General features: G+C 58.4%; 17 protein-coding genes. 12 read left to right on the top strand and 5 right to left on the bottom strand.

From position 1 onward, the window contains the following. The first annotated feature begins 46 nt into the window (after positions 1–46). Both NTD86_RS07595 and NTD86_RS07590 read left to right on the top strand, forming a co-directional pair. Entirely contained in the window at positions 47–592 is a 546-nt protein-coding gene (locus NTD86_RS07595) for a GNAT family N-acetyltransferase (protein WP_262201558.1), read from the top strand. Then, positions 540–959, top strand: coding sequence for a hypothetical protein (locus tag NTD86_RS07590; protein WP_262201557.1), 420 nt, complete (start codon positions 540–542; stop codon positions 957–959). Before NTD86_RS07595 ends, NTD86_RS07590 begins: the two co-directional genes overlap by 53 nt. 6 nt (positions 960–965) lie before the next feature. Here NTD86_RS07590 and NTD86_RS07585 read toward each other — a convergent pair whose 3' ends face one another. Further along, positions 966–1,421, bottom strand: coding sequence for a hypothetical protein (locus NTD86_RS07585; RefSeq protein ID WP_262201556.1), 456 nt, complete (start codon positions 1,419–1,421; stop codon positions 966–968). Positions 1,422–1,616: 195 nt separating this feature from the next. On the opposite strand from NTD86_RS07585, the gene NTD86_RS07580 reads away from it, so the two are divergent. From NTD86_RS07580 to NTD86_RS07550, 7 genes are all read left to right on the top strand, one after another. Beyond that, positions 1,617–2,021, top strand: coding sequence for a COG3650 family protein (locus NTD86_RS07580; protein ID WP_262201555.1), 405 nt, complete (start codon positions 1,617–1,619; stop codon positions 2,019–2,021). Positions 2,022–2,205: 184 nt separating this feature from the next. After that, positions 2,206–2,478: a DUF2282 domain-containing protein gene (locus NTD86_RS07575; RefSeq protein WP_262201553.1), complete on the top strand. Its 273-nt coding sequence runs from the start codon at positions 2,206–2,208 to the stop codon at positions 2,476–2,478. After that, entirely contained in the window at positions 2,475–2,903 is a 429-nt protein-coding gene (locus tag NTD86_RS07570; protein ID WP_262201552.1) for a DoxX family protein, read from the top strand. Before NTD86_RS07575 ends, NTD86_RS07570 begins: the two co-directional genes overlap by 4 nt. 32 nt (positions 2,904–2,935) lie before the next feature. After that, positions 2,936–3,703 carry an alpha/beta fold hydrolase gene (locus NTD86_RS07565; protein ID WP_262201551.1) on the top strand — a complete coding sequence of 256 codons (768 nt, stop codon included), beginning with the start codon at positions 2,936–2,938 and terminating at the stop codon, positions 3,701–3,703. A 34-nt stretch (positions 3,704–3,737) separates the two neighbouring features. After that, positions 3,738–4,010 (top strand): hypothetical protein, encoded by a 273-nt coding sequence (locus NTD86_RS07560; RefSeq protein ID WP_262201550.1) that lies wholly within the window; start codon positions 3,738–3,740, stop codon positions 4,008–4,010. Between the two features lie 123 nt (positions 4,011–4,133). Further along, a complete protein-coding gene (locus NTD86_RS07555; RefSeq protein ID WP_262201549.1) occupies positions 4,134–4,985 on the top strand; it encodes a DUF692 domain-containing protein in 852 nt (283 codons plus the stop codon). Continuing rightward, positions 4,982–5,731 carry a DNA-binding domain-containing protein gene (locus NTD86_RS07550; RefSeq protein WP_262201548.1) on the top strand — a complete coding sequence of 250 codons (750 nt, stop codon included), beginning with the start codon at positions 4,982–4,984 and terminating at the stop codon, positions 5,729–5,731. Before NTD86_RS07555 ends, NTD86_RS07550 begins: the two co-directional genes overlap by 4 nt. 74 nt (positions 5,732–5,805) lie before the next feature. On the opposite strand, the gene NTD86_RS07545 is transcribed toward NTD86_RS07550, so the two are convergent. Genes NTD86_RS07545 through NTD86_RS07535 form a run of 3 tightly spaced genes read right to left on the bottom strand, consistent with a single transcriptional unit; the run spans position 5,806 to position 8,421 of the window. Further along, positions 5,806–6,987, bottom strand: a complete 1,182-nt coding sequence (locus NTD86_RS07545; protein WP_262201547.1) for an acetyl-CoA C-acetyltransferase — start codon at positions 6,985–6,987, stop codon at positions 5,806–5,808. Between the two features lie 26 nt (positions 6,988–7,013). Continuing rightward, on the bottom strand, positions 7,014–7,673 hold the full coding sequence (locus tag NTD86_RS07540; RefSeq protein WP_262201546.1) for a CoA transferase subunit B: 660 nt from the start codon (positions 7,671–7,673) through the stop codon (positions 7,014–7,016). A gap of 49 nt (positions 7,674–7,722) precedes the next feature. Next, complete coding sequence (locus NTD86_RS07535; protein ID WP_262201545.1) at positions 7,723–8,421, bottom strand: CoA transferase subunit A; 699 nt, start codon at positions 8,419–8,421, stop codon at positions 7,723–7,725. Between the two features lie 135 nt (positions 8,422–8,556). Between NTD86_RS07535 and NTD86_RS07530 the strand changes: the two genes are divergently transcribed. Continuing rightward, the gene (locus NTD86_RS07530) at positions 8,557–9,444 is read left to right on the top strand and encodes a LysR family transcriptional regulator (protein ID WP_262201544.1); all 888 of its coding nucleotides are present in this window, start codon (positions 8,557–8,559) and stop codon (positions 9,442–9,444) included. Between the two features lie 259 nt (positions 9,445–9,703). Here NTD86_RS07530 and NTD86_RS07525 read toward each other — a convergent pair whose 3' ends face one another. Further along, the gene (locus NTD86_RS07525; RefSeq protein ID WP_315974728.1) at positions 9,704–10,942 is read right to left on the bottom strand and encodes an MFS transporter; all 1,239 of its coding nucleotides are present in this window, start codon (positions 10,940–10,942) and stop codon (positions 9,704–9,706) included. Between the two features lie 124 nt (positions 10,943–11,066). On the opposite strand from NTD86_RS07525, the gene NTD86_RS07520 reads away from it, so the two are divergent. Further along, the gene (locus NTD86_RS07520) at positions 11,067–11,840 is read left to right on the top strand and encodes an AraC family transcriptional regulator (RefSeq protein ID WP_262201543.1); all 774 of its coding nucleotides are present in this window, start codon (positions 11,067–11,069) and stop codon (positions 11,838–11,840) included. A 91-nt stretch (positions 11,841–11,931) separates the two neighbouring features. Further along, on the top strand, positions 11,932–12,591 hold the full coding sequence (locus tag NTD86_RS07515) for a M24 family metallopeptidase (protein ID WP_262201542.1): 660 nt from the start codon (positions 11,932–11,934) through the stop codon (positions 12,589–12,591). Positions 12,592–12,631 lie beyond the last annotated feature (40 nt).

Raw genomic sequence — 12,631 nt, 5'->3', positions numbered from 1 at the left:
TTGAGGGGGCGTACAGTCATCACTTTTGACCGCATGGAGCGCTGTGATGCCTTTTACTGTTCTGGATTCCCCTCGCTTGCAGTTACGCGCCTTGCGCCTGGAGCAGGCAGAGCGCTTGGCCCAATTGGGCGATGATCCCTTGATAGTGGCCTTTACCGCAAACATGCCGTCGCCTTATACCCCGCCAGCGGCGGGTGAGTTTATCGAGCGTTCGGCACTGGCCATGGAACGCGGTGAAAATCTGGTCTTCGGTGTGCATCTGTTCGCGGGTGAGTTGATCGGTGTGATTAACCTGCGGCCTATCCTGCGCCACCACAGCGGGCATCTCGGTTACTGGATGGGTGCACCCTTCAGGGGGCGTGGCTACATGACTGAGGCTGTAGAGCGCGTGATGCAGCACGGGTTCGAGACGTTGAACTTGCAACGTATCCACACCGCCTGCCTGGCCGAGAATCTCGCATCGGCCAAGGTGCTGGAAAACGCCGGGCTGAAATTGGAAGGCCGCAGCCAGCAGGCGTTTCTCAAAGATGGCGTGTTTCATGACTTGCTGCAGTTCGGTGCGGTTCGGGATGCTAGGCCTGGGCGAAAGTGACATCAGTCGCTGGTGGAATCTGGTAAATCGGACTGCTTCACGCAGTGCCCTGTTAGGTGACGTTCTTCAGGGTATCGGCGAATTTGCGCATCAGGCGTACCAGATCGTCCATCTCTTCAACCGCCCAGGACTGGAAAATCTCCCGGCCAAACCTTTCGCGGGCAGCGTCCAGTGCATCGGTTATGAAGTTGAGCGCAACATCACCCCTTCACCCCGTACAGGTTTGCATGTTCATGCGGTGGGTGTGCAGGGAGACATTATCGATGACGGTGCCTACATCGGCGCCATTGTCTCAAGCGCCGACATGACGGCTTTGTCGGAGTATCTGGAGCAAGTAGGGCTTAGGCCCGGGTGTGATGACGTGTGATTTAAGCTACTGCACAACCGGCGCGCGTGCTTTGTCCTGCAACAAGAATTTTATTGCTGAATCGAGTTCGTCCGGCGCGCTGTCCGTTGGCAGAGCGCCAGCCTGTGCGGCTGTAGAGTTATTGAGTGATTGGTCATCGGTCTTGAAGGGTGACATTACCCGTGGCGGGTGTGACGGCAGGCCGGCGTTTTGCGGGACCCGGTTATAGGAGTACTCGAGAATGCAGTTTTCTTTCTCGACACCCTCGGGGAGGTATCGGCAGGCCTGGTGGCTGTTATTTCTGTAGCACTTGGCTCGATTGGCTTGGACCAGCCGGTCCTGACAAGCACTGACAGACAAGAGTGCCTCAACTACCTTGGCCCAGTCCGCTCCTTGCGATACAGGCGGGGCGGCATGCGCCGCTGGGGTCATTAACAGAAGGCTCAGGCTCAGGGCATTGAATGACGAGTTCGAGGCAAACATCCGGGCTGTCCATGGCAGTGGGTGCACGTATGTAACAGGGTTTTCTGGGCAGTCGCAACGTGATGTTTTTTTATTTTTGGTCAATAAACTGCAATGCAAATGTGCAGCTGTTCCAGCTCGTGTGGCCTCTGCGAACCGGGCAGGGTGCAGGTTCATTTGCTATGTTGTCGAACGGTCTCTTTAAGGAATGACGGTATGAAAAAGGAAGTGTTTGCGCCTCTCGCGGTGCTGTTGTTGCCCATGATCCTGAGTGCGTGCAGTCAGCATGCACCCTCGTTAAGCAGCTCGGCACCCGAAGCGCAGGGTGTGGGCCAGCAATTTGTCGCTCGCGGCAATGAGCCGTTCTGGACGATCAAGGTCAATGGGAAAACCCTGGCCTGGATTACCCCGGATCATCTGCAAGGCAAGCAGCTGCATGTTGATCAGGTGGTGTCGGGCAATAACACGAAATACACCGGCACCGACCAGGGCAAGGTATTCACCCTGGTTATCGAGCCAAAACCCTGCACCGACTCGATGTCTGGTGAAACCTTCAGCCACACCTCCACCTGGACTTATGACGGGGAGAGCAACATGGGGTGTGCAGCTACCGGCAACTGATTTCATTCGCTCTGTATCACACTGTGTACAAACCCCGCACGGATACAACTCAGTCTTGTTAAGGGGTGAACGCGACACACACCAGATACACGCCTGGCTTTAAATCTGTCTACCCGATAGCGCAAGTGCTCACTCACCTGAACTTGCGCTACCGATACATTCAGCCAAGCCAGGAGTTCTAACAATGAAGCGCCATTACGCCGCTCTCGCCGCCACCCTCGCTCTGTCCATCGGTGCCTTTGCCGGTGCTGCCCATGCCGATGATGCCAAGCCCCAAGAGAAATGCTTCGGTGTTGCAAAGGCCGGGGCCAATGATTGTGCCGCAGGCAAAGGCACCTCGTGTGCCGGTACAGCCACCGCGGATTACCAAGGCAATGCCTGGGTCCTGGTCGACAAAGGCACCTGCACCCAGATCAAAACCCCCAAAGGCTACGGCAGCCTGACGGAAAAACCATGATTGCCTCGGCCCCGGCGGTGCTCAAGCGATTGTTGCCTGAGGCGCTGCTGTTACTGGTGGCCCGTGTCGGTATCGCTTCGGTGTTTTTCCTCTCGGGCCGTACCAAAGTCACGGGTTTTCTGGAACTCAAACAGTCGACGTACACCTTGTTTCGCTCGGAATACGCCTTGCCTGTGATCCCCCCGGAATGGGCGGCGCACCTGGCGGCTTACGCCGAGCATGCGTTCCCGCTGTTGTTGGTGCTCGGCCTGCTGACCCGGCTGTCTGCCGCAGCGCTGTTGGGCATGACCCTGGTCATCGAGGTGTTTGTCTACCCCGATGCCTGGCCGACTCACCTGACATGGGCAGGGCTGTTGTTGCCGCTGTTGGCCTACGGTGGCGGGGCCTGGTCGCTGGATAACCTGTTACGTCGAAATCGCGCCTGATTCTTTAACAATAATGATGTGGAGTGTCTTTTATGCGTGTTCTGTCTTCTCTGGTCGTCGCCTTGGCGCTGACGACGCCGCTGCTGGCTTCGGCCGCCAGCAAGCCGCAGGCATTGCCCGGTACCGGCAAAAATGTGGTGATCGTGCCGGGTTCTTTTGTTGACGGCTCCGGCTGGCGAGTGGTGCACGACATCCTGATACACCAGGGCTACAAAGTCACCGTGGTCAACCAAAGCCATGAAAGCCTGGCAGGCGATGTCGCCCAGGCCCGTGAAGTGCTTGAACAGCAGGTAGGGCCGGTGGTGCTGGTGGGGCACAGTTCGGGCGGCGGTGTGATCTCGATAGCCGGGGACCGGGACAAAGTTCGGGCGCTGGTTTATGTCTCGGCCCTGCAACCGGAAGTGGGCGAAAACATGTCCCAGCTACTGAGTTCCATGCCGGCGCCAAGCAATGACATCAAGCAGTCACGCGACGGTCATCTGTTTGTTGATCGCAGCAAGTTCCACGATGATTTCGCGGCAGACCTGACCACCAACCGCACCGATTTTATGGCGGCCTCACAAGTTCCGGCGACCACTGCCTTGTTCGGTGGGACGATTTGGGATGCTGCCTGGCATAAAAAGCCGACCTTTGCCGTGTTGTCCACCGAAGACCGGGCCTTGAGCCCCGATTTACAGCGCTGGATGTACAAGCGCGCCGGTTCCAAAGTCACTGAACTCAAAGGTAGCCACTCCGTGTACATTTCACAGCCGGAGGCGGTGGCCAAAGTGATCGAAGACGCTGCATCAGTCATTAACTAATCCAACCCCCCAAACTATGTTCCAGGAGATACCCATGAGCACTTCCCTCAAAGCCCGTGTAAGCCTTGCCACTGCTGCCGCCCTGATCGCCATGGCATCTGCTTCCTTCGCCACGGCGGCCAGCGCTGCCGACCAGCAGGAAAAACCCGGCCGTTGCTACGGCGTCAACAACTGCAAAGGCGAAAGCCAGTGCGCCACCTCGAAAAACGATTGCAAGGGTCTCAATAGCTGCAAAGGCCAAGGCGTTGTGGTGAAAACCCCGTCCGAGTGCATGAAACTGGGCGGCACCACCACCGAGGCCAAGTAAACCCGGCTCCGTGCAGGAGCGAGCTTGCCTCGCGATCTGTTAAACGTTCAAAAGATCGCCAGACCCGTTCGCTCTTGCAGTGGCTGCTTTCAATGACTTATCCGATGCACTGGAGAACACCGCATGCCGACTTCCAATCCTCGTTTCTCGGGCTATGGCCTGGGGTTGCGCAAGGAGCATTACAGCGACTTTCTTGAAACCTCGGTCGCCGTGGATTTCGTCGAAGTGATCTCCGAGAATTTCATGGTTGCAGGCGGCCAGCCCAGGCACATCCTGCGCCAGATCCGTGAGCGGCACCCGGTGGCGCTGCATGGCGTGTCCATGTCCATCGGTACCGCCGCAGGGCTGGACCCTGACTACCTCAAGCGCCTCAAGTCGCTGGTGGATGAAGTCCAGCCGTTGTTTGTATCTGACCACCTGAGCTGGTCGCGCACCGGCGGGTTCAACTCCCATGATTTGCTGCCGCTGCCTTACACCGAAGAGGCATTGAGCCTGGTCTGCGCCAATATCCATCAGGCTCAGGAAGCCTTGGGTCGCACCCTGCTGTTTGAAAATCCGTCCAGCTATCTGGCATTTGAAGGCGCCTCCATGACCGAGTGGGAGTTCATCGCCGAGATGTCCCGTCGCACGGGCTGTGAATTGCTGCTGGACGTCAATAATGTGTTCGTCAGCGCCAGCAACCATGGTTTTGACGCGCTGGCGTTTCTGGACGGGATTCCCGCAGAGCGGGTGCGGCAGGTTCACCTCGCCGGCCATAGCCAAGGCCCTACGCTGTTGATTGACAGCCATGACAGCCCGGTATGCAGCGGCGTCTGGCACTTGTACGCCAAGGCTATCGAACTGCTGGGGCCGGTAGCCACCATGATTGAGCGTGATGACGAGATTCCGCCGTTGTCTGAATTGCTTGATGAACTCGCCATCGCCCGTGCACTGGGCGCCAGCGCGGCCAAGACGCGCGCACAGGTGTGCGCATGAACCTGGCCGATGTGCAGCGTGAATTCCAAAACTGGCTGGTCAACGCCTCAGAAGCGTCCGCCCAATTGTTGGGCAATAACGTGGCGGGACTTGCTGTCTACCAGAACAACTACCGCGCCCAATTGGTCGGCTGCCTGGAAGGGGCATTCCCGAATCTGCGCCAATGGCTGGGGGATGAAGCATTTCTGGCCGCGTGTATCACCCATATCGACAACCACCCGCCGCACGCCTGGACGCTGGACGCTTACCCCGGCGGTTTTCAGCAGACGCTGAACGAAGTCTTTGCGCACAACCCTGATGTGCATGAACTGGCGTGGATCGAGTGGTCGCTGAGCGAAGCCTTCGTAGCAGCTGATGCCACGCCACTGCGCATGGAGGCGTTGGCGTCAGTGGATTGGGACACCGCGTACCTGCAACTCACGCCGTCACTGCGTTGCCATGCCTTGACCACCAACGCCGAAGCGATCTGGTCTGCCCTGTGGCAACAAACCCCGCTGCCTGAAGCCTCGATGCTGGACGAAGCGGGCGGATTACTGGTGTGGCGTCGCCAGTTCACCTCGCGTTTGCGTCAGGTCGACGCACTGGAATTGCACGCGCTGCAGCACCTGCAAAATGACGGCAGCTTTGCTGGACTGTGCGAGTTTTTAGTCGCGCGCCTGGGGGAAGAAGAGGGCGTGGGCCTGGCGGGTGAGTTCTTGGCGGGCTGGATTGGCAGCGAATTGATCGTCGGGGTGATCAGCGGCTGATAACGGCGTAGAAGCGAGCTTGCCGCGCGATTATTTGAGTATTCAAAAGATCGCGCGGCAAGCGCCTCCAGGTTTTACGTGCGTTCGATGGCCAGGGCCACGCCCTGACCGCCGCCGATGCACAAGGTGGCGAGGCCTTTTTTGGCGTCACGCTTGATCATTTCGTGCAGCAAGGTCACCAGTACACGGCAACCCGATGCGCCAATCGGGTGGCCCAGGGCAATGGCGCCGCCATTGACGTTGACCTTGTCCATGTCCCATTCCAGCTCTTTGCTCACGGCCAGCGATTGCGCGGCGAAGGCTTCGTTGGCTTCGATCAGATCCAGTTGATCGAGGCTCCAGCCCGCTTTTTTCAAGCAGGTACGGGTCGCCGAGACCGGCCCGATGCCCATGATCGCCGGGTCGACACCGGCGTTGGCGTAGCCGGCAATTCGGGCCAGAACAGGAATGCCCAAGGCTTTGGCTTTATCAGCGCTCATCAGCACCACCGCGGCGGCGCCGTCGTTGATGGTGGAGGAGTTGCCCGCGGTAACACTGCCGTCTTTTTTGAAGGCGGGTTTGAGTTTGCTCAACGACTCGGCGGTGATGCCGTCGCGCGGCTGTTCATCGACGTCAAATGACACCGGATCACCTTTGCGCTGAGGAATCTGGATCGGGGTGATTTCGTCGGCAAAACGTCCGGACTTGATGGCCGCGATGGCTTTTTGTTGCGAAGCAGCGGCGAAGGCGTCCTGTTGTTCGCGGGTCAACTGGTACTTATCGACCAGATTCTCGGCGGTGATGCCCATGTGGTAATCGTTGAAGGCGTCCATCAGGCCGTCGTTCAGCATGCTGTCGAGCATTGTTGCGTTGCCCATGCGCAAGCCGGTTCGCGCGCCCGGCAGGACATACGGCGCCAGGCTCATGCTTTCCATGCCACCAGCAATGATGACGTCGGCATCGCCGCAGCGGATCGCCTGGGTGGCCAGGTGCAGCGCCTTGAGGCCCGAACCGCAGAGTTTGTTGAGGGTCAGAGCCGGCACCGCATGGGGCAGGCCAGCGAGGATCGAGGCCTGACGCGCCGGGTTTTGACCACAGCCCGCGGTGAGCACTTGACCGAGGATCACTTCATCAATCTGCTCACCCTTGAGGCCGGTCTGCTCCAGCAGTTGACGAATGACAGCGGCACCGAGTTCGGCTGCCGGAATGTTGGCCAGCGCGCCCTGAAAACTGCCAATGGCCGTGCGAGTGGCGGCGACAATGACGACTTCTTGCATTGCATCTCTCCTTAAAGGGTTGCGACTCAGGCGAATTGCATTTCCGGTACGTGGTCCGGGACGATCAATTTGCCGGCTGTTTTGCTGACGATTTCTTCAACGCTGACGCCGGGCGCACGCTCTTTGAGGATGAACGCGCCGTCTTCGATTTCCAGGTAGGCAAGGTCTGTGAGCACGCGCTTGATGCACCCCGCGCCGGTCAGCGGCAGGCTGCAGCGCGACAGCAGTTTGGACTCGCCATCCTTGGAGGCGTGGGTCATGGTGACGATGATGTTTTCGGCACCGGCCACCAGGTCCATCGCGCCGCCCATGCCCTTGACCAGTTTGCCTGGGATCATCCACGAGGCGATGTTGCCGTGTACGTCGACTTCAAACGCGCCCAGCACCGTGAGGTCAATATGGCCACCGCGAATCATCGCGAACGACTCGGCCGACGAGAAAATCGATGCACCGGTGCGGGCGGTGACGGTTTGCTTGCCGGCGTTGATCATGTCGGCATCGGCTTCACCCTTGCGCGGGAAGGCGCCCATGCCGAGCAGGCCGTTTTCCGATTGCAGCATGACTTCCATGCCGTCGGGGATGTAGTTGGCAACCAGGGTCGGAATGCCGATACCCAGGTTTACGTAAAAGCCGTCTTGCAGTTCGCGGGCGACGCGCTGAGCCATTTGTTCGCGGGAAAGAGCCATTATTGTTCTCCGTGCTCTGGGACAAGAGCTTAAGGCTGGGGGCAGGGGATCAGGAACGCTCAGTGAGCTGTTCGATACGTTTTTCAAACGTGCCGCAAATGATCCGGTCAACGTAGATGCCAGGGGTGTGGATCTGCGCCGGGTCCAGCTCGCCGGGTTCGACAATTTCTTCGACTTCAACCACCGTGATCTTGCCCGCGGTAGCGGCCAGCGGGTTGAAGTTTTGCGCCGTGTGGCGGTAGATCACGTTACCGAAATGGTCGGCCTTCCAGCCTTTGACGATGGCGAAGTCGCCGGTGATGGATTCTTCCATCAGGTACTCGCGACCCTTGAATTCTCGGGTTTCCTTGCCCTCGGCGACCGGGGTGCCGACGCCGGTGGCGGTGAAGAAGGCCGGGATACCGGCACCGCCTGCGCGCATTTTCTCGGCCAGGGTGCCTTGGGGGGTGAGCTCGACTTCAATTTCGCCGCTGAGCAACTGCTTCTCGAACAGTGCGTTTTCACCGACGTAGGAGGCAATCACTTTGCTGATCTGGCGATCTTCAAGCAGGATGCCCAGGCCGAAACCATCCACGCCACAGTTGTTGGATACCACGGTCAGATCACGGGTGCCTTTGCGTTTGATCTCGTTGATCAAGTTTTCGGGGATACCGCACAGACCAAAACCGCCCGAAATCACGGTCATGCCATCTTCGAGTCCGGCCAGCGCCTCTTCATAGGACGCCACGCGCTTATCAAAACCTGCCATATGCACCTCTTTTATTATTGATGGGTGATGGTGTGTCGAATGGTACGAGTGTCACTCCACTGGATTGATTTGTTAAATTGATTTTTTCGGTTGATTGATAGATAAATCGAAATAATAAAGCCTGAGAGTACACTCATGACGGTCAAACAGATCCGCGCTTTTCTGGCCGTGGCACAAAGCCTGAGCTTTGCCGTGGCCTGTGAGCGCCTGCATTTATCGCAATCGGCCTTGAGCCTGACCATCAAGGCATTGGAAGAAGGGCTGGGCGGACGCTTGTTCAGCCGCACCACGCGCAACGTGGCCCTCACTCCCGAAGGTCAGGCGCTGTTGCCCAGGGCACGAAAGCTGGTGGCTGACTGGGACAACGCCGAGGATGAAATGCGTCAGTTGTTCACCTTGCAGCGTGGTCGTGTGACGCTCGCGGCGATCCCCTCGTTTGCCTGCAACCTGTTGCCGCCGATTCTCAAGCATTTTCGGGTGCGCTACCCGCAACTCAACGTCACGGTCAATGACGTGGTCAACGAGCAGGTGCTGGAAATGGTCCGAGATCGACAGGTTGAGTTGGGCGTGGCCTTTGAGCCGGCGCCGGGTTCCTCACTGACCTTCACACCGTTGTACATCGATCGCTTCGTGGCGGTCGTGCCGCAGGATTCGGCCCTGGCGGGCGTCTCGGTCATCGACTGGGAAACCTTGCTGGAGCAGCCCTTTATCACCTTGCAGCGGCCGTCGGCGGTGCGGGTGCTGCTGGAAGAACATCTGCAGGCGCGGCAGATGAAATTACCGGTGGAGTTTGAAAGCCATCAACTGGCTACTGTCGGGCGCATGGTCGCCAGCGGGTTGGGGGTGAGCGCCGTCCCGGCGTTGTGTGCCGAGCAGATGCGAGAGTTGGGCGCGCGTTGCATCACCTTGCACGAGCCGATCGTCGAACGGGCGATGGGTGTGTTGACCAAGCCGGGGCATGAACTGTCAGCGGCCGCGCAGGCACTGTTCGACAGCCTGCTGGATGAGTGGAAATCTCCATGACTCCCACCGGGCATAGACGCAATCAAACAGTAGGAGCGAGCTTGCCTCGCGATCTTTTGATCTTGAAAGATCGCGAGGCGAGCTCGCTCCTACAGAGGTTTAGTGAGGCCTTAAATCTTTATCGTCGATGGCAACAAAATGCCGAGCAATGCCGCCCCGAGCACTGTCAGCAGAAACAGTAGGAGCGAGCTTGCCTCGCGATCTTTTGATCTTGAAAGATCGTGAGACGAGTTCGCTCCCACAGAGGTTTAGAGAGGCCTCAAATCTTTTTCGTCGATGGCAACAAGATGGTCAAGATGCCGAGCAGCGGCAGGTACGAGCACAACGAGTAGACGTACTCAATGCCGTGAATGTCCGCCAGGTGCCCGAGCAAGGCCGCGCCGATGCCGCCAAAACCGAACATCAGGCCGAAGAACACCCCGGCGATCATGCCGACATTGCCCGGCACCAGTTCTTGCGCATACACCACGATGGCCGAGAACGCAGAGGCGAGGATGAAGCCGATGATCATGCTCAGGATGCCGGTCCAGAACAGGTCGACATAAGGCAGCGCGAGGCTGAACGGCGCCGCACCGAGAATCGAAAACCAGATCACCGCCTTGCGCCCGATCTTGTCGCCAATCGGGCCGCCAAAGAAGGTGCCCGCTGCCACCGCTCCCAAAAACAGGAACAGATAGAGCTGGGAGCTGGCCACCGACAGGTCAAACTTCTTGATCAGGAAAAACGTAAAGTAGCTGGTGAAACTGGACATGTAGAAGTACTTGGAGAACACCAGCAACGCCAGTACCACCAATGCACCCGTAACGTGTTTTTTCGACAGACCGTGGGTCGCGACGCTGCCTTGCTTGAGTTTGAACAGGTTGAGGTGGTGGCGGTACCAGCGGCTCAAGCCGAACAGGATCAGGATGGCAAAGGCGGCAAATAGGCCGAACCAGGCCACGTTGCCCTGACCATAAGGAATGACGATGGCCGCCGCCAGCAGCGGACCGAATGCGCTACCGGCGTTACCACCGACCTGGAAGGTGGATTGCGCCAGGCCGTAACGCCCGCCGGAGGCCAGACGGGCAACCCGCGAGGTCTCGGGGTGGAAGGTCGAGGAACCGATGCCGATCAGCGCAGACGCGATCAAGATCGATGCAAACGAACCAACAAACGCCAGCATCAAAATACCGATCAGCGTGCACACCATGCCCGCGGGCAGCAGCCAAGGCTTGGGGTGGCGATCGGTGTAATAGCCAACGCCCGGCTGCAGCAGCGAGGCGGTGAGCTGGAAGGTCAGGGTGATCAGGCCAATTTGGGTAAAACTCAGGTTGTAGTTGGCCTTGAGCATCGGGTAGATCGAGGGCAGTACGGCCTGGATCAGGTCGTTGATCAGATGAGCAAGGGCGCAGGCTGCGATCACCCGCATCACCAGCGGGCTGGACTGGCTGCTCGCTGGGGCACTGGGACTGCTGCTGGGGCTGGTGGTAGCCGCCGGGGTCGTAGTTGTTATAGACATCGAAGATTATCCGGGCAGGGAGTAAGGACGTTGGATGCACGCAGGCAAACCAGCGGCTATCCTAGATTTCGCGAAATTGCCTGTCTCGCGCAATTCGGGAAGACTCTGTCTCAAAAAGGGAATCATGATCAAACCGCTGAAAGAATTTCTGCTTGAGGTCGATCTAACCGACTGGATCGTGCACAGCAGCGCCACTGACTACCCGGCAGACTGGGTTATCGCGCCGCACTCGCACGCCAAGCATCAACTGCTGTATGCCATTGAGGGGGTGATGGTGGTGCACTCGGCGTTGAGCCAGTGGACGGTGCCGCCCAGTCGCGGCATCTGGATGCCCAGTGGCCAGGTGCATTCGGTGCGGTGCGTTGGTCCGTTGAAAATGCGCAGCGTGTATGTGCGTACGGACGTGTCTGCGCCATTGCCGAGCGAAACCCGGGCAGTGAGTATTTCTGCGCTGTTGAGCGAGCTGATCAAGGCCTCCATCGACATCCGCGCGCCTTACGAGGCCGACACGCGAGAAGACCGGATCATGAAGCTGATCCTCGATGAACTGGCGATTTTGCCGGTGTTGCCGTTGCACTTGCCGCAACCGCTGGACCCTCGTATCCAGACCATTTGCAGCGTTTTGCAGTGTGACCCTGGAGACGGCTCGACCCTGGCGGACTGGAGCGCCCGGCTGTCGTTGGATGAAAAAACCATCCAGCGACTGTTTCACAAGGAAACCGGCATGACCTTTGGCCAATGGCGTCAGCAATCGCGATTGCTGCTGGCGCTGGAGCGCATTGCCGTCGGCGAAAAAATCATCGATGTGGCCGGCTCGCTGGGCTACGACAGCCCGAGCGCGTTCACCACCATGTTCAAAAAACAGTTCGGCAAAACCCCGAGCAATTTCTTCAAATAACCCGCCTGGAGAATCACTTGCGCCTATGTACGGGTTTTAAATGATCGCTATATAGTGAGGGCGATTCCCCCCGTACAGACAGGACATAACCGTGAGTGCACAACCCAAAGAGGCCGTAGGCCCGAGCTACACCATTGAGTCCATGCGCTACGCCCAGGCCAACACCTGGAAAGCCATTAAACAGCTGTCGACACTGATCAAGCCCGGCATGCGCGAAGCCGAAGCCGTGGCGTTGGGCAAGCAGGTACTGGCGGATCTGGACATGCAGCGCATCTGGCACCCGCTGCTGGTGCGTTTTGGCGCCAATACCCTGAAGACCTTCAAGGAGCGCTCCGAAGGCGACCCGGTGTTGGGTAAAAACGATATTTTCTTTATCGACATGGGCGCGGTATGGGAAGGGCACGAAGGCGATGCTGGAGAAACGTTCGTGACCGGCAATGACCCGGAAATGAAAGCCTGTGCAGACGCCGCCAAAACCCTGTTTGACCGGGTCCAGGCCAAATGGAAACACGAGCAGATGGTCGGTCTGGAGCTGTACCGCTATGCCGAAGAACAGGCCAAGGAGATGGGATGGGTGCTGAACCTGAACATCAAGGGCCATCGGGTCAGCGACTTCCCGCATGCCATCCACCGTGGCGGCGACCTGGGGGATTTCGATCACTACCCGAATGAAGGGCTGTGGATTCTGGAAATCCAGATCGCCCATCCGAGCAAAGCCTACGGCGCTTTTTATGAAGACTTGCTGGCTTGATGAATGCTAAGGGCCTTGTATGACCGAACTTGCTCGGGAT

The sequence above is a fragment of the Pseudomonas sp. 7P_10.2_Bac1 genome (assembly GCF_025465935.1).
GTDB lineage: Bacteria > Pseudomonadota > Gammaproteobacteria > Pseudomonadales > Pseudomonadaceae > Aquipseudomonas.
The sequence above is the reverse complement of the archived record's forward strand: the minus strand, read 5'-3'. Positions and strand labels throughout refer to the sequence as shown.